Genomic DNA, 24,414 nt, shown 5'->3' on the forward strand with positions numbered 1-24,414 from the left:
TTTTTATGAAAAAATACTCGTTTTTTATATTCTTGATGTTCTTGCTAAACTCTTGTGCAACCATATTAAATGGTAAGACAACTTCCGTAAAAATTTCTGCGGATAAAACCAGTAAAATCATTTTTAAAAAAGATACAATTTCTATAAACAGGCAAAAAACTACTATTTGGCCAATTCGCTCTACAAAACCACTAAAAATTACTGTTTTAAAAGATAGTTTACAACAAGATTTTTCTTTTAACAAAAAAATATCTGCTACTACTTTACTTAATATATATAACTATGGTATTGGCTTAATACCAGATATTATTACAAAAAAAGCTTTTAGATATAGTAATAATTTGCACTTTATTACAGATACTTTAACTAATAAAATTGTATTAAGTAATAAAAAAATAACCTTTGTTCCTCAAAAAAAGCTTTTTATATATACTTCCCCTCTAAAACCATTCGATTTTTTTTCTATTCCTATGGCAACATTAGGCTTAGAATACTTTGTTAAAAACAATATAAGTTTAAGCGCAGAATATGGTGCTCTTTTACCTAACATAAAATTAAACAGACATAACATCTCTTATTTAGAAGAAAAAGCATTTAATTATCGCTTAGAAGCAAAATGGTACAATGCCATTAACTTAACAAAAAATGTACATTTAAATGAATATTTAGGTTTTGAAGTTCGTAATATAAATAGCCAATATAACGATTACATAACCTATTATGAAAACGACAATATTTCTGAACGCAGCATAATTACAGATGACTTTGCTACTAAAAAAAGGGTAACTGTAATCAACTTAAAATATGGTTTGCTTTTGCCCATTGGCAATAAATTTTATTTTGATTTTTATACAGGTTTAGGATTAAGAATTAAAAGATTCGACCATATAAATTTAGAATATGATAAAGCTATTCATAGATTTTATGATGATAGTCTTCCTGGTTTTGATGTTAGAGATTTTAAAAATTATAACAGAAAAAATCTGCTAAACTTCTCTTTAGGATGTAAATTTGGTATTAACTTTTAAAAACAAACATGAAAGAGACCTTTAAAAATTTAGTAAACTATTTAAAAAACCCTGTTTTAGAAGAAGATTCAAATACAGATATTAATTATCGACTAAAAATATTTGGCCATCTTTTAATAATCTGTTTGGTTACAGGGTTAGCAATTTCGCCATTATTTTCTTTATTAGAGTACTTAAACTTTATAGACATGAGCACTCACAAAGTAGAAGAAATGTTTGCGAACATGTCCAAAACACAAGTCCTATTATTGGGTGCTGTTTTAACTCCATTAATAGAAGAAGCTATCTTTAGAGCACCACTTACTTTATTTAAAAATAAAAGAAATTTTAAAAGCGCATTTTACATTTTTGCGATATTATTTGGCTTTGTACATATTTTTAATTTTGAAATAACCACCAACGTAATTATACTGTCTCCACTTTTAGTATTACCACAAATATTATTGGGTGGATATTTAGGTTATATCAGAATTCGATTTGGCCTTATTTGGGCAATTGCATTACATGGAGCCTATAATGGAATTTTAATATTAATGAGCTTTTTAGGGTAATTTACAAATGAAAACAGCTGATTTAAAAATATTCTTAGATGAAAAAGTTGCACTTTACAACAACCCAAAATTTATAGCATCAGACCCAATACAAATTCCACATTTGTTTTCTAAAAAAGAAGATATCGAAATTATTGCATTTTTAACTGCAATTATTTCTTGGGGAAACCGTACTATGATTATTAGAAATGCCAATAAAATGGTTGAATTGTTAGAAAATTCACCGCATGATTTTATAATGAATCACAAAGAAAAAGATTTAAAGACTTTTGAAAACTTTGTGCATAGAACATTTAATTTTATAGATTTTCAACAATTTATAAAGTCTTTGAAACATATTTACACTTCTCATAATGGTCTAGAACAGGTATTATCTATAAAAGACAACACCAATAATTACCAAACTACAATCCATAATTTTAAACAAATTTTCTTTGAAATTAAGCATCAACCAAGAACATTAAAACACATTTCTGATCCTTTAAAAAATTCTGCGGCAAAACGGATAAACATGTTTTTACGGTGGATGGTAAGAAACGATAAAGCAGGTGTAGATTTTGGTATTTGGCAAACACATAACCCTGCGCATTTATCTTGTCCTTTAGATGTACATTCTGGCAATGTAGCCAGGAAATTAAAACTACTAACTAGAAAACAAAACGATTGGAAAGCTGTTGCAGAACTAGATAAAAAATTACGAAAATTAGACATAAAAGATCCTGTAAAATATGATTTTGCTTTGTTTGGTTTGGGCGTTTTTGAAAAGTTTTAATTAAAAATGAACATTTCTATTGAATCTGCTTATTTTGTAATAATTTAGTTTTTTGAAATCTTAAATTTAAAAACAAAACACCCATAAAAAAGTATAAAATTTAAATGATAAATTTATTTAATTTTTAATAATACGCAACCTAATTCAATTAAGAAAAAAATACAAAATAGCTAAGTAAATGCAATTTAAAAATCCAGACGTTTTATACTTTTTAGCACTACTAATTATTCCTGTTTTAATTCATTTATTTCAGTTACAAAAATTTGTAAAAGTCCCTTTTACAAATGTTGCATTTTTACAAAAACTACAACAACAAACACGCAAAAGTTCTCGCATAAAAAAATGGTTAATTTTAGCCACAAGATTGTTATTATTTTCAGCGATACTTCTTGCTTTTTCTCAACCATATTTTAGCAATAAAAACATCAATAAAAAACAGCATAATTTTATCTATTTAGACAATTCTTTAAGTACAAATACAAAAGGAAAAAAGGGTAACTTATTAAAAATTGCTGCGCAAGAGATTATAGAAAACACTTTAGACAAAGCCAACTATTCTTTGCTTACCAATACAGATTTTTATAAAGATTTAAATCAACAAGAACTTAAAAAGATCTTGTTAAACGTAGAAAACACACCTAAAACATTAGAGTTATCTACAGTTTTCTTAAAAATAAAACAAGAAACATCAACTAAAACAAACACTTTAAATAAAAATATATTAATATCTGATTTTCAAGGAAATTACAATACTAAGTTTACAAATGTAACAACAGATTTTTCGGCAATTCAACTAGTACCAACTGTTTTAAATAACATTTCTATAGATAGTGTTTTTATTTCCAATTCTAATACTTCAAATTTTTTAGTAAATGTTATCGTTAAAAACCAAGGTAACAAAATAGACAATGTACCTATTGCAATTTTTAATAAAGACACATTGGTGAGTAAACAATCTTTTTCCATAGAAAAAGATGCTAATAAAACAATAACATTTACAGTGCAAAATACACCTGTTTTTCTAGGCAAAATAAGCATAACTTTTAGCGATACTTATGGTTTTGACAATAACTATTTTTTCTCTTTAAACAATGCTCAAAAAACAAAGGTTTTAGCCATTGGAGAAAACCTAGAATACCTTTCTAAAATTTACACTAAAAACGAATTTAAATTCACGGGTTTTTCCGTTTTAAATTTGAATTATAATATGCTTAAAAAGCAACAACTAATTGTGTTAAATGAGCTTGTAGAAATTCCTGAAATTCTATCTAAAAGTTTACAAGATTTTTCTAAAAATGGAGGAAGTATTGTTATGATTCCAAATAAAAAAATAGACTTAAATTCTTACAATAACTTCCTTAAAAAATTAAATTTAGGTACTGTAAAAAATCAAATTAAGGACACTTTAAAAATTACTAATATCAATTACAATCACCCTATTTTTAAAAATGTATTTTCTAAAAAAGTAAACAATTTTCAATATCCTAATTTGCAAAGCCACTACCCTATTTCTAGAAAAGGTGCTACCATAATTTCTTTTGAAGACAATAGCAACTTTATAAGCGAATTGAAAAATAACTTTTTTTATGTTTCTGGAGCCATCCAAAAAGAAAATAGCAACTTTTTAAATTCACCATTAATTGTACCTATTTTTTACAATTTCGGAAAAAGAAGTTTTCAATACCCAAAATTAGCCTATCCTTTAAATACTGAAAATACCATAGAAATTGAAACGAAATTAGAAAAAGATGAAATTTTAAAACTCTCTGGAGAAAATGAAAGTTTTATTCCGTTACAAAAAACGTATCAAAATAAAGTAGCGTTGTTTACCAAAGAACAACCGCTACACGCTGGTTTTTATAAAGTTTTAAAAAATACAGACGTATTGCAACATTTAGCTTTTAACTATCCTAAGGAAGAAAGTATGTTGCAATATTTAGATTTAGAAAAACTTCAAACAGAAAATTCAAAAATTGAAGTTTCTAATGATGTAACAGCTGTTTTTAAAGGAATACAGAAAAATAATGAAGTTCATTGGCTTTGGAAATGGTTTTTAGCATTGGCAATTGTATCTTTGTTATTAGAAATTTTGATATTAAAATTCTATAAACCATGATTACGCTTATAAAATCGGCAACGATTATAGATTCTTCAAGTGCTTACCATCAACAAAAAAAAGACATTTTAATAGAAGATGGTGTTATTACTCAAATAACAGATTCCATTACAAAAAAAGATAATTATCAAATTGTATCTAAAGAAAACTTGCACGTTTCCTGTGGTTGGTTTGATAGTAGTGTATCTTTAGGCGAACCTGGTTTTGAAGAGCGAGAAACTATAAAAAATGGGTTAAATGTGGCTGCTAAAAGTGGGTTTACAGCAATTGCAGTAAATGCGAACACAAATCCAATAATAGATAATAAAACTAGTGTAGCATTTTTAATAAACAAAGCTATTGGCAGTGCAACAAGCCTTTACCCTATTGGAGCTTTAACAAGCGGAAGTAAAGGAATTGATATGGCAGAATTGTATGACATGCAGCAATCTGGAGCAATTGCTTTTGCAGATTACAACAAACCAATTGCTAATGATAATTTAATGAAAATTGCATTATTGTATGCTCAAAATTTTGATGGTTTAGTTTTAAGTTTTCCAAAAAACAAAGTTATTGCAGGAGAAGGAATTGCAAATGAAGGTATTAATAGCACAAAATTAGGCTTAAAAGGAATTCCTGCTTTAGCAGAACACATACAAATAGCTAGAGATTTATTTTTATTGGAATATACAGGTGGAAAATTGCACATTCCTACAATTTCAACAGAAAAATCTGTGGCTTTAATTAAAGAAGCTAAAAAGAAAAAATTAAATGTTACTTGCAGCGTTGCTGTGCATCATTTAACACTTACAGATAATGAATTGCATAGTTTTGATAGTAATTTTAAAACAAACCCACCTTTAAGAACTGCAAAAGATACTCTTGCTTTACAAAAAGCTGTAAAAAATGGCGTAATAGACATTATAACATCAGACCACAACCCAATTGATATTGAACATAAAAAGGTAGAATTTAGTGAAGCCAAAAATGGAGTAATTGGTTTAGAAACTGCATTTGGTGCATTAAATACTGTTTTTTCTATAGAAAGTTATATTGATAGCATTACCAATAAACCTAGAGCCATTTTTAGTTTAGATAAAATTAGCATTGCTGAAGGTGAAAAAGCAGAACTTTCTTTTTTTAATCCAGACGAAAATATGCTGTTTACGAAGGCTGATATTCAATCGACCTCAAAAAACAGTCCTTTTATCAATAAAAAACTAAAAGGAAAAGTTTATGGAATTTTTGCAAATAATCAGTTAATTTTAAATGATTAACCACAATGGAAAAGCACACATTCAAAGACGGTAAAACTACAGGAATTTTAAGCTACATTACTATTATTGGTTTATTGTATGCATGGTATACAAACAAACAAAACAACAACTATTTTACGAGTTTTCATGTTAGACAAAGCATAGGTTTGCACATTTTATATTTTGCAAATAAATTTATTGTATATGGTTATTTTGGAGCAACTGCAGGTAGTATTGGTAGAATTGGCGTTTTAATACTCTTTGTTTTAGGAATTATAAGTGCAGTGCAAGAAGAACTAAAATTAGTACCTTTATTTGGAGAGAAATTTCAAGAATGGTTTAAAAATATTTAATTCGATTTTAAAAGAATGAGCTTACAACATATTGTTAGAACACCTAAAAAAGCATCAGACAACCCACCTTTATTAATTTTACTACATGGCTATGGCAGTAACGAGCAAGATTTATTTTCTTTTGCAGAAGAATTGCCAGAAGAATTATTAATTATAAGTGCACAAGCACCTCTTGCTATGGGTTTTAATGCTTATGCGTGGTATTCTATAAATTTTGATGATATTAATGGCAAATTTTCGGATTTAAAAGAAGCCAAAGACTCTATTGATAAAATTGCAGTTTTTATTGATGAAGTAAAGACGAAATACAAAACGAGTAAAACATTTTTGTTAGGTTTTAGTCAAGGAGCTATTTTAAGTTATTCTTTAAGTTTTTTCTACCCGAATAAAGTAAACTACGTAATTGCTTTAAGTGGTTATGTAAATACAGAATTATTACCAGAAGAAATTTCTAAAGAAATACAAACAGATTATTACGCTTCTCATGGAATTGTAGATCAAGTTTTACCAATTGAATGGGCAAGAAACACAAAACCTTTTTTAGACAATCTAAATTTTAACTGTACTTATTCTGAATATAACGTTGGGCATGGTGTTGCTCCACAAAACTTTTATAGTTTTAAAAAATGGATTGAAGAAAGATTATAATACTATTTTATTAAGGCTAATTTTTTATGCTGATATTTTAATTTTTCTAAAAATAGCTATCGCTAAGAAAGAAAAATATTTACCAAGTTTTACCAACCATAAAAACAAATTAATTTATATTTTTTTTTGTTGATGCTTACTCTTGCTAAAATACGCAACAAACATTAGATTTTACTCAAGTTGCTGCACCCAAAAAGAATATTTATTGCTTTAGCTGAAAATACCTTTTAAAGAATACCCACTAAAATAAAAATACAACCAATAATTAAAGCGTTATTAAAATATCTTTAATTTCCTTGTGGTAACTTTTTATTGCTATCAATTTATGCAACCGAAAATATTTTAACTATTCTGAGTACAATAGCTTTTAATGGATATTTTTTGATGAAATTAATTTTATTAATCGTAATATTGCAATGTATAAATAAAATTTCATTATGGGACTTACTAAGACAGAAAAATTTACAGCTTTACAAAACGAAATTGCTCAGTTTGCAAAAGTCTTTGGCCATCCTGCTAGAGTTGCTATTTTAGAACATCTCTTTAAAATTAACAGTTGTGTTTGCGGAGATTTGGTAAACGAAATTGGTTTGGCACAACCTACAATTTCTCAACATTTAAAGGAGTTAACGCATTTAGATTTAATTCAAGGAGAAATTACGGGCAATAGCCTTTGTTATTGTATTAATGCACAGAAATGGTCTAAGATGAAAACAGTTATGCAACAATTTTTAAATCAAGATTTAACGGCAATTAACTGCTGTTAATTTGTTTGAAACACTAAATAATTCTAAAAAACATTTATTATGAAATTATCTGAAGTAAAAAGTCAATTAAATCAATTAGAAACCATTGCCTTTCAACTACCTAATGGAGATTTAGTTCCAAATCATTTTCATGTTACAGAAGTGGGTAAAATAACCAAAAACTTTATAGATTGTGGTGGTGTATTACGTAAAGAGAAAGTAATTAATTTTCAATTATGGAATGCAGATGATTACGATCATAGATTGCATCCAGAAAAATTAATGGACATTATAACACTTTCTGAAAAAATTTTAAACTTAAAAGATTTAGAAATCGAAGTGGAATATCAAGCAGAAACTATTAGCAAGTTTGGTTTGGATTTTAATGGCAAAAACTTTGTTTTAACTACCAAGCAAACTGCTTGTTTAGCAGAAGATAGTTGTGGTATTATTCCTAAAAAAGCAAAAGTTAAAATAGCTACAACCAATTGTTGCGATCCAAATAGCAATTGTTGTTAAAGTTTTGGTTACTTAAGTAATAAAAAAGCCTATACTTTAAAAATATAGGCTTTTTATTTGATAAAATTTTTACTTCAATTTAAGAAACCAAAGCAGCAGCAATCTTTTTATAAGTACCGTCTTCTAACTTTGTTCTAATTGCCGAAAAAGCAATTATTGTTTCATCTATATCTTCTTGTGTATGTGTTGCTGTAGGTATTAACCTTAAAATAATTAATCCTTTAGGTATTACAGGATATACTACAATAGAACAAAAAATTCCATGATTTTCACGCAAATCATTTACCATAGCCATTGCTTCTGGAATATCTCCTTTTAAGAATACTGGTGTAATACAAGTTTGTGTAGTTCCTAAATCGAAACCAGCGGCACGTAAACCAGATTGTAAAGCGTTGGTGTTTTTCCACAACTTTTCTTTTAATTCTGGCATAGTTCTTATCATATCTAAACGTTTTAATGCGCCTTTTACCATTGCCATTGGTAAAGATTTTGCAAACATTTGAGAACGTAAGTTGTATTGTAAAAACTGAATTACATCTTTATTTCCTGCTAAAAAAGCACCAATACCTGCCATAGATTTTGCAAATGTTGCAAAATATACATCAATATCATCTTGCACGCCTTGTTCAAAACCAGTTCCTCTTCCACCTTCTCCTAAAGTTCCAAAACCGTGTGCATCATCTACCAACAATCTAAAATTGTATTCTTTTTTAAAAGCTACAATCTCTTTTAAGCGCCCTTGCTCACCACGCATTCCAAAAACACCTTCAGAAATTACTAAAATTCCTCCACCTGTTTTTTCAGCCATTTTTGCGGCACGTTTAATGTTTTTTTCAAAACTTTCCATATCGTTATGACGATAAACAAAACGTTTTCCAGCATGCAAACGCACACCATCTATAATACAAGCGTGTGTATCTATATCATAAACAATAATATCGTTTTTGGTAACCAAAGCATCTATTGCAGACATAATACCTTGATAACCAAAATTTAATAAATATGCTTTTTCTTTGTTTACAAACTCCGCACATTCACGCTCTAATTGTTCATGTAAAGGTGTATGACCAGACATCATTCTAGCGCCCATTGGGTATGCCATACCATGCTCTAAAGCAGCTTCTCCATCAACTTTTAAAACTTCTGGATGATTTGCCAACCCTAAATAGTCGTTAATACTCCAGGTAACTACTTTTTTACCATTAAAAGACATTCTATTAGAAATGGGACCTTCTAATTTTGGAAAAACGTAATAGCCTTCTGCTTGGTCTGCCCATTTTCCTAAAGGACCTTTGTCTTTTATGATTCTTTCAAATAAATCTGTCGTCATTTTCTACTGTTTTTGAGGTGCGCAAAGGTAGAAAAATTAAATATCTTTTGCAATTAAGAGAATAGGATGAAAAGTATTGTTATTTAGTCTAAAAATCCTTGTTGTCTCATCCAAGAATCGTTATAAATTTTGTTTAAATAACGAGATCCATGATCTGGAAAAATAAGAACTACAAAACTATCTTCATTAAAATAGTTTTTAGCAGCATATTGTTTAGTAGCTTGCATAACTGCCCCACAGGTATATCCTGGAAATATACCTTCTGTTTTTATAATTTCTCTAGCTGTAAATGCAGATGCTTTATCGGCAACTTTTTCATAAACATCTATTACATCAAAATCTGTTGCAGTGGGTATTAAAGTTTTACCTAAACCTTCTATTTTATATGGTTTAATTTCATTAGTATCAAATTCTCCTGTTTCGTGGTATTTTTTTAAAACAGAACCAATTGCATCTACTCCTAAAATTTTAATATTTGGGTTTTGCTCTTTTAAGTATTTTCCAGTACCAGAAATTGTACCACCTGTTCCGCTTGCAGCAATTAAATGTGTTATTTTACCTTGTGTTTGCTTCCAAATTTCTGGACCAGTGGTTCTATAATGCGCTTCAATATTTAATTCGTTAAAATATTGGTTAATGTAAACGGAATTTTTAGTTTTTTTATGAATTGCTTTGGCTACTTCGTAATAAGATCTAGGGTCTTCTGCTGGCACATTTGCAGGACAAATATGCACCTCTGCTCCCATTGTTTTTAGTAATTCTATTTTATCTTGTGAAGATTTGTCTGAAACGGCTAAAATACATTTGTAGCCTTTTACAATACTTATCATTGCCAAAGAAAAACCTGTATTACCAGAAGTAGTTTCTACAATAGTTGCTCCTTTTTTAAGGATTCCTTTTTTTTCTGCATCATTTATAATGTGCAGTGCAATTCTATCTTTTGATGAGTGACCAGGATTAAAAGCTTCTAATTTTGCAAAATAAGAACCTTTTAAAGATTTGGTAATTTTTTGAAGCTTTACCAAGGGCGTATCACCTACCAACTCTAAAATATTATTGTGTATTCCTGTTTTACTTATCATTCTTCAATTTCATAAAAAACCCAAACAGCGTTTAATCTAAGTTTTATCATTTATCGTATGCAAAAGTACATTTTCAGTTTGAATTACAAAATTGATTTTAACCCTTTATCAATTCTACGTCTAATTTATCTTCTAAAGCCAAAAAGAAAGTATAATCTTTTGCTGTTTCTTTTAATGCATTAAAACGGCCAGATGCTCCTCCATGACCAGCTTCCATATTAGTCCTAAGCATTAAAAGATTGTTATCTGTTTTTAATTCTCTTAATTTTGCTACCCATTTTGCTGGCTCCCAATATTGTACTTGGCTATCATGATAACCTGTGGTAACTAACATATTAGGATATGCTTTTGCTACTACTTGGTCATAAGGTGAATACGATTTTATATAATCGTAATATGCTTTATCATTTGGGTTTCCCCATTCATCATACTCACCTGTGGTTAAAGGTATAGAATCATCTATCATTGTAGAAATTACATCTACAAAAGGCACTGCTGCTATAATACCATTATACAATTCTGGATTCATGTTTACTATTGCACCCATTAATAGACCACCTGCAGAACCTCCCATGGCATACAAATGCTTTGCAGAAGTATAGCTTTTTTCTATTAAATATTTAGAACAATCTACAAAATCGTTAAATGTATTTTTTTTATGCAACATTTTGCCATCCTCATACCAATCTCTACCTAAATATTGACTGCCACGAATATGTGCCAAAGCATATACAAAACCTCTATCTAACAAGCTTAATCTTGTAGTAGAAAAACTATCTGAAATGGTATAACCATAAGAACCATATGCATACTGCAGTAGTGGTGTATCTTTGTTTAATTTTGTGTTTTTATGGTACACCAAAGAAATAGCTACTTTTTTACCATCTCTTGCAGTAGCCCAAACCCGCTTACTTCTATAGTTTTCTTTATTAAATTTGCCTCCTAAAACTTCTTGTTCTTTTTTAATTTCTTTGGATTTATCTGCCATATTAAAATCTATAACAGAACTTGGTGTTGTAAAAGAATTGTAAGAATACCTTATTACATCTGTATCAAACTCTGGGTTGTTATACACACCAGCAGCATAGGTTTCCTCGTTAAAAGGCAAGTAATAATCGTCTTTATTATCCCAACGTTTTATGCGTACTTTGTTTAAGCCGTTTGCACGTTCTTCTAAAACCAAATATTCTTTAAAAATAGAAAAGTCTTCTAATAAAGTATCTTCTCTATGTGGTATTACATCTACCCAATTTTCTTTACTAGTTTTAGAAATTGGGGTTTTCATTAACTTAAAATTGGTGGCATTGTCTTTATTGGTTAACAAATAAAAATGATCTTCAAAATGAGAAACACTATATTCTAAATCTCTCTCTCTAGCTTGCAACATTTGCAAACTGCCTGTTGGTTGGTTTGCATCTAAAAATTGTGCTTCTGTAGAAACGGTGCTGTAAGAGCCAATAATTATATATTTATCAGATTTTGATTTTGTAACATAAGTACCAAAAGTTTCATCTTTTTCATGAAAAACAACAACATCTTCAGACGTTGGTGTTCCTAAAACATGCCTAAATATTTTATAACTCCTTAAAGTTACGGGATCTTTCTTGGTATAAAAAATAGTTTTATTATCATTAGCCCAAACAGAACCTCCTGAGGTATTTTCTATGATATCTTTATATATTTCGCCCGTTTCTAAATTTTTAATTCTTAAAAAATATTGCCTTCTGCTAACAGTATCTGTAGCAAAAACTGCCAATTTATTATCTGGAGAAACATTTAAACCACCTAGTTGAAAATAATCGAAACCTTTTGCCATTTCGTTTACATCAAACAAAATTTCTTCCTTAGCATCTAAATTTTCTTTTTTCCTACTAAAAATAGGATATTGCATGCCTGTTTTATAACTTGTAATGTAAAAATATCCGTTATCTTTATAAGGCACAGAAGAATCATCTTCTTTTATTCTACCTTTCATTTCCTCGAATAATTTTTCCTCGAAATTTTTAGTGTAAGCAGTTACTTTATCATAATAACTATTTTCTTCTTCTAAATAATCAATTACTTTCTTAGTTTGCTCATCTTTAACAGGCGCTAATTTTTGCTCATCAGAAAGTCGCATCCAAAAATAATTATCTATTCTAACATCTCCATGTTTCTCTAATTGAGTGGGTTGTTTTTCTGCTACAGGTATTTTTGCGTCTATACTTTTCATGTCTTTATTTTTACAAGCAATTGCAAAAATAAGGCTTAAAAGTGTAGTTCTAATAAATAACTTTCTCATTTTTTGTTGATTTAAATTCTTACTAAATTTAGTAAATTTGTATTTTAAAATAAATAGAAAAATATGTTTGGAGATATTTCTGGAATGATGGGTAAGTTAAAAGATGCTCAAAAAAAAGTAGAGGAAACAAAAAAAAGACTAGACAGTGTTTTGGTTGATGAAAACTCAACCGACAACAAAATTAAAGTTACCTTAACTGCTAACAGACAAATAAAAGCAATTACAATAGATGATTCTTTGTTACAGGATGCTGAGGAGTTGGAAGATTACTTAATTTTAACATTAAACAAAGCCATTGCTAAAGCAAGCCAAATTAATGAAAATGAAATGGCAATTGCAGCCAAATCTGGTATGCCAAATATACCAGGAATGGATATGTTTAAATAATAAAACACAGCTTTTACTGTTTTATTAATAGTATCTTAACAGAAATACCTCTTGTAAAAGAGGTATTTTTGCTTTAAGCAAAAAAATTAAATACATGAATGCCACAAACCAAAAAAAACCTTTATTTAAAAAAGTATTAAAATTTACTATAATAACAGTACTTGTATTATTAGTGGTTTTAATTTCCGCTCCTTTTTTATTTAAAGATAAAATTGTAGAAATGGTTAAAACTACAGCAAACAATAATATTAATGCAACATTAACTTTTAATGAAACAGATTTAAGTTTGCTTAGAAACTTCCCAAACGCAAGTTTGCGAATAAACAATTTAGCTATTATAAATAAAGCGCCGTTTACTGGAGATACCTTGTTTTATTCAGAAAAATTAGATCTAAATCTAAAAATAACAGAATTATTTAAAAGTGCTTCTGAAACATTAGCCATAACCAGTTTAGGCGTTACCAATAGTATTGTTAATATTAACTTTAATAAAGAAAATATTGGTAATTATGACATTGCAAAGAAAACCAATGACACAATTACAAAGGAACAACAAAACACGTTTTCGCTAAATATAAATGCTTACAAAGCCAATAATTTAAAATTTACATATTACGATAGTAATTCTAAAATGCGTTTGAAGGTAGACAGCATTTATCACTCAGGAAAAGGAAATTTTGCACAAGACATATTAGATTTAGATACAAAAACTAAGGCAAAAGTTTCTTTTGATATGGAGGATACGAATTATTTAAATAACGTTTCCGTAAAATTAGATGCACTTTTAGGTTTAGATTTAAAAAACGCGAAATATACTTTCAAAGAAAATGTAGGCTACATTAATAAATTACCACTAGAATTTCATGGTTTTATTCAGCTTATAGAAGAAAATCAATTGTATGATATCGATTTTAATACACCAACATCTTCATTTAAAAACTTATTAGGTTTATTGCCTAAACAATATGCAAATAACTTATCATCTGTAAAAACAACAGGTAATTTTGATTTAAAAGGTGTTGTAAAAGGAAAACTTACGAAAACCACAATACCCACATTGGCAATTTCTTTTGATGCCAAAAATGCAAGTTTTAAGTATGATGATTTGCCAAAGGCCGTTAACAACATTAATTTAACGGCAAAAATTATAAATGAAACCGGTTTTACCAAAGACACCTATATCAATATAAAAAATAGCACTTTTAAAATTGATGAAGACACGTTTTCTGCAAACGGTAAAGTAGCAAATTTTACCACAAACCCTTTTACTAATTTAAATGCAAAAGGTACAATTAACCTTAAAAACATTAGCCAAGTTTATCCTGTAGCTATTAAAAACCAATTAGACGGAATTTTAAAAGCAGATATTGCTACTGCTTTTGATATGAATTCTGTAGATAAAGGAAATTACCAAAACATAAAAAACAAAGGATCAATTTCTTTAAACAACTTTAAATATGAAGATAAAGATGTTGCGAATGCCTTCTTTATAGAAAATACTACGATTTCCTTTAATTCCAAAACAATAAACCTAGAAAAATTTATTGCAAAAACAGGCAGTTCAGACTTAAATATAAATGGTAAATTAGATAATTTTTACGGCTTTCTATTTAAAGACCAATTGTTAGAAGGTAATTTTAAGTTAGCTGCGAACACTATAAAAATAGACGATTTTCTTACTGATGAAAATAATACTAATGAAAACGCCACATCGCAAACAACCCAAAACCTTAAAATTCCTAGTTTCTTAGACATTGCCTTAAATGCACAAGCAAAAAGTGTAATTTATGATAATATTACGCTTCAAAACGTTTCTGGAAAACTTTTTATTAAAGATGAAGCAGTAAGGCTAGAAAATATAAAATCTAATGTTTTTGATGGTGAAATTGGTTTTAGCGGAAATGTATCTACCAAACAAGAACAACCAACGTTTAAAATGTCTTTAGATTTGAATAAAATAAATATTAAAGAATCTTTTACCAATATAGAAATGCTTAAAAGCATAGCGCCTATTGCAGAAAGCATAGGTGGTAAAATAAATTCTAACATAAATGTTGCTGGTACATTGGGAGAACATATGGCGCCTAATTTACAAACTATTTCTGGCGATTTATTTGGCAAACTATTAGACCCAAAATTAAAACCAAACCAATCTAAAGTTTTAAATTTAGTAGGTAATAAAATTAACTTTATAAATACAGAAGAGTTAGATTTAAACGGAATAAATGCCTTATTAACTTTTAATAATGGACGTGTTAACATTACGCCTTTTAATTTTAATTATAAAGACATTGGCATTAACATTGGCGGAAATCATAGTTTTAATAATGAAATGAATTATGATCTTACTTTAAATATACCTGTAAAATATTTAGGGAATTCTGTAACAAGTGTATTAGCAAAATTAAACCCAAAAGATGCGAATGAGATAAAAAGCATACCCGTAAAAGCATCTTTAACAGGTAGCTTCTCTAACCCAAACTTTAACTCTAATATTAAAAAAGCAACATCAGATTTAGTGCAGCAGTTAATTGCAAAACAAAAAGCAAGTTTAGTAGATAAAGGAACTAATAAGTTAATAAATATCTTAGGAGGCACAAAAGACAAAGCTAAAGATTCTACAAAAACCAAAGACACAAAAGACACAAAAGAAGCCATAAAAGAAATAACTAAAGACAAAGTAAAAAATGTTTTAAACGGGCTTTTTAGTAAAAAGAAAAAGGATACCGTAAATTAGTCTTATGAAAAACACTTATCAAATTTTAGGAATGACTTGCAATAACTGTAAAAATACAGTTATAAATTATTTAAAAAGCATCCCAGAAGTTAAACAAGTGGTTATTAATTTAGAAGAAAAAGAAGCAGAAATTTCAACAGAAAATTTAATTCCAATTGAAAAATTTAAAGACGTTTTACCAGTAAAATACAGCATCACTTTAAAAGAAAATTTAAGAGCAACCATTGTTAAATCGCAAAAAAAAGAGAAAATTTCTAAACTAAAACAATTAAAACCACTTTTTATAATTCTCTTTTATATTTCTGTTGCTAGTGTATTATTAAACTATAAAAATTGGCAAACCCAACAAGCCATGTTAGATTTTATGGGTTTATTTTATATTGTATTTAGTTTTTTTAAAATGTTAGATTTAAAAGGTTTTGGAACTTCTTTTAAAATGTATGATCCTTTAGCTAAAAAGATAACTTTTTACTCAAAAATATATCCTTTTTTAGAAACTATTTTGGGTTTATTTTTTCTGATGCGTTTTCAAATTGATATTGCTATCATAACAACCATAATAATTTTAGGAATTACAACAATTGGTGTCACCAAAACGCTATTAAGCAAAAAAGAAATACAATGTGCTTGTTTAGGTACTGCATTAAAACTACCAATGACACAGGCTACATTTATAGAAAACGCTATAATGATTCTTATGGCAATTACAATGCTACTTTTTTAAAGCAATTATTTTAAAATTAAAAAAGCTTTCTTTCGAAAGCTTTTTTAGTATCATTTTTAAAGTACTTAACCTGTAACAGCTGCACCAAATATTGCCATTATAAAAAACAACACATAAATAGACAGTATTATTATGGTTAAAACTCCAACAAACTTATAATGCGACTTTAGTTTCTCAAAAGCCGTAGCTAAATCTGCATCATCTTTAGATTGCAGTGCTTTTTTCATTTTTACAGAAAACTGAAACAAATATAAAATGGGAAAAAAGTAAATTAAAGACAACAATAGATAAGTACCTGTCATTATTGGTCCAATATCAAAAGGCATTTGTTCCATATTTGGTAAACTATTAAATATAGTACCAGCAAAAAAACTAAAAACAATCATTAAGCCCACAAAAATAAATCCGATAATCGATAAAAAATATGACCATTTTGCGGTTTCTTTCAAAAAGCTTTTTGACGCTGCATTCAGCGTTAATTCTTCTAATTCTGTAAGTGCATTTTGTTGCATTGTATTTTTTTTAAGTTAGATATATTTCAAAAATAAACAAAAAACCACAAATTCATTCTATTTGTGGTTTTCATAGTATCAATTTAATCAGTTTACTATAATTAAAACGCTGCAATTGTTTGCTTTATAATAGCAATACAATCTTTTAATTGCTCTTCTGTAATTACTAAAGGTGGTGCAAATCTTATGATATTGCCATGAGTAGGTTTTGCCAACAAACCATTATCTCTTAACTTCATGCAAATATCCCAAGCTGTAGAACTTTCTTCGGTATCATTTATTAAAATTGCATTTAACAAACCTTTACCTCTTACCGATTTTATTAAGGCATTTGTTTTACAAAATTCACCAATTTCTTTTCTAAAAATCTCTCCTAATCTGTCTGCGTTAATTGCTAATTTTTCATCTGCAACTACCTCTAAAGCTGCTATTGCAACTGCTGCTGCAATTGGGTTTCCACCAAAGGTAGAACCATGATTACCAGGTCTAATTACATGCATTATAGCATCATTTGCCAAAACTGCAGAAACAGGGTATGCACCACCAGAAAGTGCCTTTCCTAATATTAAAATATCTGGTTTTACTTCTGGTGTACCTTCACAATTTTTATTTTGGCAATTACAATTACCACAAGTAGCTAATAAACGCCCAGTTCTTGCAATACCTGTTTGTACTTCATCTGCAATAAAAAGTACATTATTATCTTCACACAATTGTTTAGCTGCTGCCAAATATCCTTCAGAAGGCACATAAACACCAGCTTCACCCTGAATGGGTTCTACCAAAAATGCGGCAACATTTTTATTTATTTCTAAAGCATTTTTAAGTGCTTGCAAATTATCGTATTCAATTTTAATAAATCCTTCTGTGTAAGGTCCAAAATTTTTACGCGCCACAGGATCATTAGAAAATGAAATGATTGTAGTAGTTCTTCCATGAAAATTATTTTCACAAACAATAACTTTTGCTTTATTTTCTTCAATTCCTTTTACCTCATAAGCCCATTTTCTGGCAATTTTTAAAGCGGTTTCTACAGCTTCTGCGCCAGTATTCATTGGTAATAATTTATCGAAACCAAAAAATTCTGAGGCAAATTTTTCATACTTCCCTAACATATCATTATAAAATGCGCGCGAAGTTAGTGTTAAGGTTTTTGTCTGCGCAATCATTGCATTTACAATTTTTGGGTGACAATGCCCTTGGTTTACTGCAGAATAGGCAGATAAGAAATCATAATATTTTTTTCCTTCAACATCCCAAACATATACACCTTCTCCTTTACTTAGCACCACTGGTAATGGGTGATAATTGTGTGCACCATATTTGTTCTCTAAATCAATTGCTTCTTGCGAAGTTAAGTTGTCTAAAACAGCCATTTTGTAATCTTTTAAATGTTTATTATAAAAACATTCCTGTTCTACCTTTATCCTTCTAGAAAGTACTAGAAATTCAGCGTGGGAAAGAAATCATCCTCGAAGTACTACAAAAATAAGGAAAATTTATTAGTAATTTCCATCTCATTTTCATCAAATTAAAGTGTATTTTTTGTTTCAGCACAGCTCAAGAATAAAAAATATCAACATTAAATATTAAAAGAAATGTTTAAGATTTTGAGATAAAATAATAAAGTACATAAACTAAAGGTTTTGGAAACCTTAAAAAAAGTAATTTTTGGTACTTAAAAAAAAGACTGATAATAAGTTCATAACAAATAAAAACCCGATACAAAAAATGTATCGGGTTTAAAATGTATTGGAATAAAAAGCTAAAGATTATTTCTTTTTGTTACCAGCTTCCATTTTCTCTTTTAAAGCAGCTAAACCTCCAATATCTCCTAATGTAGTTTTTTCTACATCTGCAGATTTCTTAGCAGCAGCTTTAATATTTCTCTTTTCTTCTTCTCTAAAGATAGAAGTATGAGAAACTACAACTCTTCTGTATTCTTTAGAAAATTCTGTAACAATAAATTCTACAGTTTCTCCTTTAGCTAACTTTGTACCATCTTCTTTTTCTAAGAAACGTGTTGGTGCAAAACCTTCTACTCCTTCAGAAAGTGTTACAACAGCTCCTTTATCGTTCTTATCTTTAACAGTACCAGTATGTGTAGAACCTATTGCAAACGTAGCTTCATGTGCATCCCAAGGGTTATCTTGTGTTTGCTTATGACCTAAGTTTAATTTTCTGTTCTCTACATCTAATTCTAATACTTGAACTTCTAATTTATCTCCAACAGTTACAAAATCTGATGGGTGCTTAATTTTCTTAGTCCAAGAAAGGTCAGAAATGTATACTAAACCGTCTATACCTTCTTCTAACTCTACAAAAACACCAAAGTTTGTGTAATTTCTTACAGTACCTGTATGTGTAGAACCAATTGGGTATTTAGTGGTAATATCTGTCCAAGGATCTGGGTGTAATTGCTTCATACCAAGAGACATTTTACGGTCTTCTCTGTCTAAAGTTAAAACTTGCGCCTCTACTTTATCTCCAACTTTTACAAAGTCTTGTGCAGAACGTAAGTGCGTAGACCAAGACATTTCAGAAACGTGAATTAACCCTTCTACTCCTTGTTCTACTTCTACAAATGCACCATAATCTGCAATTACTACAACTTCTCCTGTAACTTTATCGCCAACTTTTAATTCGTTGTCTAAAGCTTCCCAAGGATGTGCAGATAATTGTTTTAAACCTAACTGAATTCTAGATTTGTTATCATCAAAATCTAAAATTACAACATTTAATTTTTGGTCTAATTCTACAACCTCATTAGGATGATTAATTCTAGACCAAGATAAATCTGTAATATGTACTAAACCATCTACACCACCTAAATCTACAAACACACCATAAGAAGTAATGTTTTTAACTACACCTTCTAATACTTGTCCTTTTTCTAATTGGCCAATGATTTCTTTTTTCTGTAATTCTATATCTGCTTCAATTAAAGCTTTATGAGAAACTACAACATTTTTAAATTCGTGGTTTATTTTTACAACCTTAAATTCCATTGTTTTTTCTACATACTGATCGTAATCTCTAATTGGCTTAACATCAATTTGAGATCCTGGTAAAAATGCTTCTATTCCAAAAACATCTACAATCATACCACCACGAGTTCTACACTTTACAAAACCATTAACTACTTCTCCAGTTTCATGTGCATTATTAACTCTTTCCCAAGCTTTAATTACTCTTGCTTTTTTGTGAGATAACACCAATTGACCAGAAGAATCTTCTCTCTTATCAACCAATACTTCTACTTTATCTCCTTCTGCTAAACCTTGGTTGTAACGGAATTCGTTTAAAGAAATAACTCCTTCAGATTTTGAGTTAATGTCTATAATTGCATCTCTATCTGTAATTCTAATTACAGTTCCTTCAATTACATCACGCTCGTTTACAAAACCTACAGTTCCTTCTAAAGCCTTTTCAAAAGCTACTAATTTTTGCTCATCAACTTCATCAATACCTTCTTCGTATCTGTGCCAGTTAAAATCTGCTAAAAATTGTTTTGGATCTACAGCAGGAGTTGCTGTTTCTTGTACTTCAGTAGCAGCTACTTGCTCTTCAGTGTTTTTTGTTTCTTCAGACATGTGTCTAAATTAATTTTGTATCTTATTGTTTTACAGATTTTTAACGATTAAAACGCAAAGAGATGTTTTTATAAATAATTGTTTCTTATTCCTTTCACAAATCTGTTACCGTAAAAAGGAGTGCAAATTTACAAAAATCATTTGATTTTTAACAACTTACAACCAAATTATTTTAGAAGAATTGTTTTTATATTTGTATTGAAAATCAAAACTTTATGAAAACACTTTTAAAAATAGCAGTTCTTTTTTTATTTCTGATGAATTTTGGATGCAAAAAAGAAAGTTCTTCCATCATAAAACACCACAAATCTCATGAAAAAAGTAGGGCAAATGTTCCTTTTTCTGATGCAGTTCAAGTTGGTAATTTGTACTTTTTAACAGGTCAAATTGGTAAAAATCATAAAACAGGTAAATTAGTAAATGGAGGTATTAAAGCAGAAACCAAACAAACTTTAAAAAATATTGAGGCCGTTTTAAAACAACATAATTTAACCTTAAAAGATGTTGTAAAATGCACAGTTATATTATCTAATATTGATGATTTTTCTAAAATGAACACAATTTATCGCACTTTTTTTACAGATAATCTCCCTGCAAGAACTACCTTTGCAGCCGATTTAGTTGGAACTGCAAATATTGAAATTGAAGTGGTTGCTGCAAGAAAGTAGACAATGGATAAAAAAACAAAAGACTTAGTAGATAAAGGCGTTATGCTTCCTTTAATGGAAGAATTTTACACTATTCAAGGAGAAGGCGCTCATACAGGAACTGCCGCTTATTTTATTAGAGTTGGCGGTTGTGATGTAGGTTGCCATTGGTGCGATGTTAAAGAAAGTTGGGATGCTAATTTGCACCCACCAACACTTGCAGACAACATTGTAAAAAACGTAAAAAAACATGCAAACACTGTTGTAATTACTGGTGGCGAACCTTTAATGTGGTCTATGGATTATATTACAGCATTGCTTCAGAAAAATCAAATAAAAACGCATATAGAAACTTCTGGAGCCTATGCTTTTTCAGGAAAATGGAATTGGTTTTGTCTTTCTCCTAAAAAAACAAAATTACCATTAGAAGAAGTTTATAAAGAAGCAGATGAATTAAAAATGATTATTCACAATCAATCAGATTTTAAATTTGCTGAAGAACAAGCCACTAAAGTTTCAGAAAAATGTCAGCTTTTTTTACAACCAGAATGGTCTAAAAAAGAAAAAATGACCGAAGAAATTGTAAATTATGTAATGAAAAATCCAAAATGGAAAATTTCTTTACAAACCCATAAATATTTAAACATACCTTAGCCTATAAAACTTAATTTAGTGTTTTTTTGAAGCTATTTCCTGCTTTCACTACTCGCTTTGCACAAAAAAGTGCAAGAGCTCAAACAGACCGTTCAATCAGGGCTACAACTTTTGCAAGCATTTAGTTATACGCCAATTTTTTGGTCTACTAAACTACAAATTCTTTCAAACTGCTCTGTAATTCCCATATCAGAATTATCAAACTCAATAGCATCATCAGCTTTTAATAATGGAGAATCTTCTCTGGTAGAATCAATTCTATCTCGTTCTTGTACATTAAATAAAATATCCTCAAAAGAAACATTATCACCCCTATCTATTAATTCTTTATAACGCCTTGTAGCTCTTTTTTCCGCAGAAGCAGTCATAAATAATTTTAATTCTGCATTAGGAAAAACTACAGTTCCAATATCTCTACCATCCATTACAACGGCACCTTTTACTCCAAAACCTTTTTGTTCTAGTACTAACTTTTTTCTAACCTCAGAAATTGTAGCAATTTTACTCACCAACTTAGATACTTCTAAAGTTCTTATTTCTTTTTCAACATTTTTACCATTCAAAAACATTTCAGCAAAACCCAAATCAGCATTAAATATAAAAGTCAGTTCAATATTTTTTAATGCTTCAATCAATTCATGTTCATTTAAAAAATCAGAACTTACCAAATTATGCTGCATTGCAAACAAAGTAACAGCTCTGTACATTGCTCCTGTATCTACATAAACATAATTATATTTTTGTGCAATTAATTTTGCAATGGTACTTTTACCTGTAGATGAAAATCCATCAATAGCAATAGTTATATTTTTCATAGTTAAAATCGGTTACTATCCAAATCAATTTCTAGACTAAAAGTACTCACATTAGTAGCAGAATGAAATCTAGAATTGGCAAAGTTAAACTTAAAACGTTTCATTTTAATACCAAAACCAAAAGAAATACCACTAAAACTTCTAGCGTTTTGTAATTTTAATTCAGCCGCTCTTCTAAAATTATAACCTAATCTTAAATTTATAACACTTTTGGGAAATAATTCTGCACCAATTACAAGATGTCTTATTGCGTTCCCTAAAAAACCGACTTCCGCCTCCGTAATATTTCCTTCCAAATCTATAATTTGATCAGAAGGATTTGCCACAGAAATATCCCATTGTTGCAAATTATCAACTGTAGCATACCACTTTAAAGGAACATGTTCTAATTGATAACTCCCTCCTACTAAAATTTCTAATGGTAAATCTTCATTTTGACCACTAAAAGATTTAATTTGAGTTCCTAAATTTCTAACAACGGCAGTAAAAGAATAAGGTTTATAAATACTTGTATACAACAGCGCCAAATCTACAGCAACACCCACAGAAGAAAAATTACTAATATTAGAATTTATAAATTTTAAATTTGTTCCTACATAGAAATTAGATCTTGGTATGTTGTAAGAATAACCTAAAGAAACAGCAATATCGTTAGCCCTAAAAGTACCCGTTTCATTACCCTGTTCATCAGCACCAATCAAAGAACCATAATCAAAATACTTTATATTACCATGAATTACGCCAAACCTTCTCGAAACTTCACTAGCATAAGAAATTGATCCTACATTTATGCCTGCCAGAAAACTAGAATAATTTACAGAAACTTTTCTGTCTAAATCAATACTAATAGTTGCAGGATTCCATATAGGCTGATTAATATCATCAGTAATTGTTAAAACTTCACCTCCCAAAGCCAATTGTCTTGCTGAGGTAGAAATGTTAAGAAATTGGTATACAGTTTCTCCACCAACTTGAGCATTGGCAAAAAAACTAATAAATAATAAAATGATAATTTTTATGATTTTCATACGATTACAAAGAAACAAAGTCTTAACTACATAACGTAAAAATAATTCAATATTATCACAAAATATAACTAAAATAATCTAAATAATGTTTGACTAAAGAGATCAAAATGCCTTTATAAAATACAAATTGCCTTTTTAATTAACTTATGTTTTACATTTAGAGGAAGAATACAAAATTTCTAATAGGATTTTTAAAAAAAAATGCTATAAGTTAAAAAACATAATATTAGATACTTATAAACTATAAGAATACCCTAATTTTACCTCGAATAGGAAAATCTTGAACGGTAGCTTCTGGAAAAAAACCTTTAGAATGTAGTTTAACAGCTTTAAATTCTTCTGGAATATTATGTAACTCTGTGAAATAAAAATGAATTTCTTCTTCTTTAACCTCGTGTTTAATCAGTTCAAAATATGTAACAAGAACTTCGGGAAGTAATAAATTGGCTATCGATAATAAAGGGGCCGAAGACATAAATATTTTAATATCAAAGTTCAACCTTTTTTATTTAATCCACAACTTTTGGTATTGATCCGTATTTACCATAAATATGGATAAAAAAAAAGTCTCAATTCGGCTGAATTGAGACTTAGAAATAAGAAAGGCGGCGACCTACTCTCCCACATAAATGCAGTACCATCGGCGCTATTGGGCT

At 29.1% G+C, this 24,414-nt stretch carries 23 protein-coding genes; 14 read left to right on the top strand and 9 right to left on the bottom strand.

The features are described 5' to 3' along the window. The first annotated feature begins 5 nt into the window (after positions 1–5). The 9 genes from Q0762_RS05715 to Q0762_RS05755 all read left to right on the top strand — a co-directional run bounded on the left by Q0762_RS05715 (position 6) and on the right by Q0762_RS05755 (position 7,968). Positions 6–1,028, top strand: coding sequence for a hypothetical protein (locus Q0762_RS05715; RefSeq protein WP_298764679.1), 1,023 nt, complete (start codon positions 6–8; stop codon positions 1,026–1,028). Between the two features lie 8 nt (positions 1,029–1,036). Beyond that, entirely contained in the window at positions 1,037–1,579 is a 543-nt protein-coding gene (locus Q0762_RS05720) for a CPBP family intramembrane glutamic endopeptidase (protein WP_298764680.1), read from the top strand. 7 nt (positions 1,580–1,586) lie between these two features. Beyond that, complete coding sequence (locus Q0762_RS05725; RefSeq protein ID WP_298764682.1) at positions 1,587–2,351, top strand: TIGR02757 family protein; 765 nt, start codon at positions 1,587–1,589, stop codon at positions 2,349–2,351. A gap of 178 nt (positions 2,352–2,529) precedes the next feature. After that, positions 2,530–4,467: a BatA domain-containing protein gene (locus Q0762_RS05730; RefSeq protein ID WP_298764684.1), complete on the top strand. Its 1,938-nt coding sequence runs from the start codon at positions 2,530–2,532 to the stop codon at positions 4,465–4,467. Then, positions 4,464–5,723 carry a dihydroorotase family protein gene (locus Q0762_RS05735; RefSeq protein ID WP_298764686.1) on the top strand — a complete coding sequence of 420 codons (1,260 nt, stop codon included), beginning with the start codon at positions 4,464–4,466 and terminating at the stop codon, positions 5,721–5,723. The genes Q0762_RS05730 and Q0762_RS05735 overlap by 4 nt, the downstream gene beginning before the upstream one ends. Positions 5,724–5,728: 5 nt before the next feature. Then, complete coding sequence (locus Q0762_RS05740) at positions 5,729–6,055, top strand: hypothetical protein (protein WP_298764689.1); 327 nt, start codon at positions 5,729–5,731, stop codon at positions 6,053–6,055. A gap of 15 nt (positions 6,056–6,070) precedes the next feature. Further along, the gene (locus tag Q0762_RS05745) at positions 6,071–6,703 is read left to right on the top strand and encodes a phospholipase (RefSeq protein ID WP_298764692.1); all 633 of its coding nucleotides are present in this window, start codon (positions 6,071–6,073) and stop codon (positions 6,701–6,703) included. 437 nt (positions 6,704–7,140) lie between these two features. Further along, positions 7,141–7,470, top strand: coding sequence for a metalloregulator ArsR/SmtB family transcription factor (locus Q0762_RS05750; protein ID WP_298764694.1), 330 nt, complete (start codon positions 7,141–7,143; stop codon positions 7,468–7,470). A gap of 39 nt (positions 7,471–7,509) precedes the next feature. After that, positions 7,510–7,968, top strand: coding sequence for a DUF6428 family protein (locus tag Q0762_RS05755; protein WP_298764696.1), 459 nt, complete (start codon positions 7,510–7,512; stop codon positions 7,966–7,968). A 79-nt stretch (positions 7,969–8,047) separates the two neighbouring features. Here Q0762_RS05755 and Q0762_RS05760 read toward each other — a convergent pair whose 3' ends face one another. The 3 genes from Q0762_RS05760 to Q0762_RS05770 form a co-directional block, all read right to left on the bottom strand. Continuing rightward, complete coding sequence (locus Q0762_RS05760; protein ID WP_298764698.1) at positions 8,048–9,298, bottom strand: aminotransferase class I/II-fold pyridoxal phosphate-dependent enzyme; 1,251 nt, start codon at positions 9,296–9,298, stop codon at positions 8,048–8,050. 83 nt (positions 9,299–9,381) lie between these two features. Continuing rightward, entirely contained in the window at positions 9,382–10,380 is a 999-nt protein-coding gene (locus Q0762_RS05765; RefSeq protein WP_298764700.1) for a PLP-dependent cysteine synthase family protein, read from the bottom strand. A 97-nt stretch (positions 10,381–10,477) separates the two neighbouring features. Further along, the gene (locus Q0762_RS05770) at positions 10,478–12,592 is read right to left on the bottom strand and encodes a S9 family peptidase (protein WP_298764732.1); all 2,115 of its coding nucleotides are present in this window, start codon (positions 12,590–12,592) and stop codon (positions 10,478–10,480) included. A gap of 132 nt (positions 12,593–12,724) precedes the next feature. Between Q0762_RS05770 and Q0762_RS05775 the strand changes: the two genes are divergently transcribed. The 3 genes from Q0762_RS05775 (at position 12,725) to Q0762_RS05785 (ending at position 16,509) form a co-directional block, all read left to right on the top strand. Beyond that, a complete protein-coding gene (locus tag Q0762_RS05775; RefSeq protein WP_298764702.1) occupies positions 12,725–13,048 on the top strand; it encodes a YbaB/EbfC family nucleoid-associated protein in 324 nt (107 codons plus the stop codon). 94 nt (positions 13,049–13,142) lie between these two features. Continuing rightward, positions 13,143–15,785, top strand: coding sequence for an AsmA-like C-terminal region-containing protein (locus tag Q0762_RS05780; protein WP_298764705.1), 2,643 nt, complete (start codon positions 13,143–13,145; stop codon positions 15,783–15,785). A 4-nt stretch (positions 15,786–15,789) separates the two neighbouring features. Then, positions 15,790–16,509, top strand: a complete 720-nt coding sequence (locus tag Q0762_RS05785; protein ID WP_298764707.1) for a heavy-metal-associated domain-containing protein — start codon at positions 15,790–15,792, stop codon at positions 16,507–16,509. 65 nt (positions 16,510–16,574) lie between these two features. On the opposite strand, the gene Q0762_RS05790 is transcribed toward Q0762_RS05785, so the two are convergent. The 3 genes from Q0762_RS05790 to rpsA all read right to left on the bottom strand — a co-directional run bounded on the left by Q0762_RS05790 (position 16,575) and on the right by rpsA (position 20,614). Further along, entirely contained in the window at positions 16,575–17,021 is a 447-nt protein-coding gene (locus Q0762_RS05790; protein ID WP_298764709.1) for a DUF5362 family protein, read from the bottom strand. Between the two features lie 101 nt (positions 17,022–17,122). Beyond that, a complete protein-coding gene (gene rocD / locus Q0762_RS05795) occupies positions 17,123–18,397 on the bottom strand; it encodes an ornithine--oxo-acid transaminase (RefSeq protein WP_298764712.1) in 1,275 nt (424 codons plus the stop codon). A 396-nt stretch (positions 18,398–18,793) separates the two neighbouring features. After that, positions 18,794–20,614, bottom strand: coding sequence for a 30S ribosomal protein S1 (rpsA, locus tag Q0762_RS05800; RefSeq protein WP_298764714.1), 1,821 nt, complete (start codon positions 20,612–20,614; stop codon positions 18,794–18,796). Between the two features lie 215 nt (positions 20,615–20,829). On the opposite strand from rpsA, the gene Q0762_RS05805 reads away from it, so the two are divergent. After that, entirely contained in the window at positions 20,830–21,282 is a 453-nt protein-coding gene (locus Q0762_RS05805) for a Rid family detoxifying hydrolase (RefSeq protein WP_298764717.1), read from the top strand. Positions 21,283–21,285: 3 nt separating this feature from the next. Next, complete coding sequence (locus Q0762_RS05810) at positions 21,286–21,915, top strand: 7-carboxy-7-deazaguanine synthase QueE (RefSeq protein ID WP_298764720.1); 630 nt, start codon at positions 21,286–21,288, stop codon at positions 21,913–21,915. Between the two features lie 125 nt (positions 21,916–22,040). Here Q0762_RS05810 and cmk read toward each other — a convergent pair whose 3' ends face one another. The 3 genes from cmk to Q0762_RS05825 all read right to left on the bottom strand — a co-directional run bounded on the left by cmk (position 22,041) and on the right by Q0762_RS05825 (position 24,233). After that, on the bottom strand, positions 22,041–22,730 hold the full coding sequence (gene cmk / locus Q0762_RS05815; RefSeq protein ID WP_298764723.1) for a (d)CMP kinase: 690 nt from the start codon (positions 22,728–22,730) through the stop codon (positions 22,041–22,043). Positions 22,731–22,732: 2 nt separating this feature from the next. Further along, positions 22,733–23,758: a type IX secretion system protein PorQ gene (gene porQ / locus Q0762_RS05820; protein ID WP_298764726.1), complete on the bottom strand. Its 1,026-nt coding sequence runs from the start codon at positions 23,756–23,758 to the stop codon at positions 22,733–22,735. A 241-nt stretch (positions 23,759–23,999) separates the two neighbouring features. Next, positions 24,000–24,233 (bottom strand): hypothetical protein, encoded by a 234-nt coding sequence (locus Q0762_RS05825; RefSeq protein ID WP_298764729.1) that lies wholly within the window; start codon positions 24,231–24,233, stop codon positions 24,000–24,002. Positions 24,234–24,414: the final 181 nt, after the last annotated feature.

This window comes from uncultured Polaribacter sp., from assembly GCF_947495205.1.
Lineage (GTDB): Bacteria > Bacteroidota > Bacteroidia > Flavobacteriales > Flavobacteriaceae > Polaribacter.

What these genes read in the sequence shown, in the direction of transcription:
- Q0762_RS05715 (WP_298764679.1), top strand. Translation starts at nt 6, where the DNA reads ATGAAAAAATACTCGTTTTTTATATTCTTGATGTTCTTGCTAAACTCT.
- Q0762_RS05720 (WP_298764680.1), top strand. Translation starts at nt 1,037, where the DNA reads ATGAAAGAGACCTTTAAAAATTTAGTAAACTATTTAAAAAACCCTGTT.
- Q0762_RS05725 (WP_298764682.1), top strand. Translation starts at nt 1,587, where the DNA reads ATGAAAACAGCTGATTTAAAAATATTCTTAGATGAAAAAGTTGCACTT.
- Q0762_RS05730 (WP_298764684.1), top strand. Translation starts at nt 2,530, where the DNA reads ATGCAATTTAAAAATCCAGACGTTTTATACTTTTTAGCACTACTAATT.
- Q0762_RS05735 (WP_298764686.1), top strand. Translation starts at nt 4,464, where the DNA reads ATGATTACGCTTATAAAATCGGCAACGATTATAGATTCTTCAAGTGCT.
- Q0762_RS05740 (WP_298764689.1), top strand. Translation starts at nt 5,729, where the DNA reads ATGGAAAAGCACACATTCAAAGACGGTAAAACTACAGGAATTTTAAGC.
- Q0762_RS05745 (WP_298764692.1), top strand. Translation starts at nt 6,071, where the DNA reads ATGAGCTTACAACATATTGTTAGAACACCTAAAAAAGCATCAGACAAC.
- Q0762_RS05750 (WP_298764694.1), top strand. Translation starts at nt 7,141, where the DNA reads ATGGGACTTACTAAGACAGAAAAATTTACAGCTTTACAAAACGAAATT.
- Q0762_RS05755 (WP_298764696.1), top strand. Translation starts at nt 7,510, where the DNA reads ATGAAATTATCTGAAGTAAAAAGTCAATTAAATCAATTAGAAACCATT.
- Q0762_RS05760 (WP_298764698.1), bottom strand. Translation starts at nt 9,298, where the DNA reads ATGACGACAGATTTATTTGAAAGAATCATAAAAGACAAAGGTCCTTTA.
- Q0762_RS05765 (WP_298764700.1), bottom strand. Translation starts at nt 10,380, where the DNA reads ATGATAAGTAAAACAGGAATACACAATAATATTTTAGAGTTGGTAGGT.
- Q0762_RS05770 (WP_298764732.1), bottom strand. Translation starts at nt 12,592, where the DNA reads ATGAAAAGTATAGACGCAAAAATACCTGTAGCAGAAAAACAACCCACT.
- Q0762_RS05775 (WP_298764702.1), top strand. Translation starts at nt 12,725, where the DNA reads ATGTTTGGAGATATTTCTGGAATGATGGGTAAGTTAAAAGATGCTCAA.
- Q0762_RS05780 (WP_298764705.1), top strand. Translation starts at nt 13,143, where the DNA reads ATGAATGCCACAAACCAAAAAAAACCTTTATTTAAAAAAGTATTAAAA.
- Q0762_RS05785 (WP_298764707.1), top strand. Translation starts at nt 15,790, where the DNA reads ATGAAAAACACTTATCAAATTTTAGGAATGACTTGCAATAACTGTAAA.
- Q0762_RS05790 (WP_298764709.1), bottom strand. Translation starts at nt 17,021, where the DNA reads ATGCAACAAAATGCACTTACAGAATTAGAAGAATTAACGCTGAATGCA.
- rocD (WP_298764712.1), bottom strand. Translation starts at nt 18,397, where the DNA reads ATGGCTGTTTTAGACAACTTAACTTCGCAAGAAGCAATTGATTTAGAG.
- rpsA (WP_298764714.1), bottom strand. Translation starts at nt 20,614, where the DNA reads ATGTCTGAAGAAACAAAAAACACTGAAGAGCAAGTAGCTGCTACTGAA.
- Q0762_RS05805 (WP_298764717.1), top strand. Translation starts at nt 20,830, where the DNA reads ATGAAAACACTTTTAAAAATAGCAGTTCTTTTTTTATTTCTGATGAAT.
- Q0762_RS05810 (WP_298764720.1), top strand. Translation starts at nt 21,286, where the DNA reads ATGGATAAAAAAACAAAAGACTTAGTAGATAAAGGCGTTATGCTTCCT.
- cmk (WP_298764723.1), bottom strand. Translation starts at nt 22,730, where the DNA reads ATGAAAAATATAACTATTGCTATTGATGGATTTTCATCTACAGGTAAA.
- porQ (WP_298764726.1), bottom strand. Translation starts at nt 23,758, where the DNA reads ATGAAAATCATAAAAATTATCATTTTATTATTTATTAGTTTTTTTGCC.
- Q0762_RS05825 (WP_298764729.1), bottom strand. Translation starts at nt 24,233, where the DNA reads ATGTCTTCGGCCCCTTTATTATCGATAGCCAATTTATTACTTCCCGAA.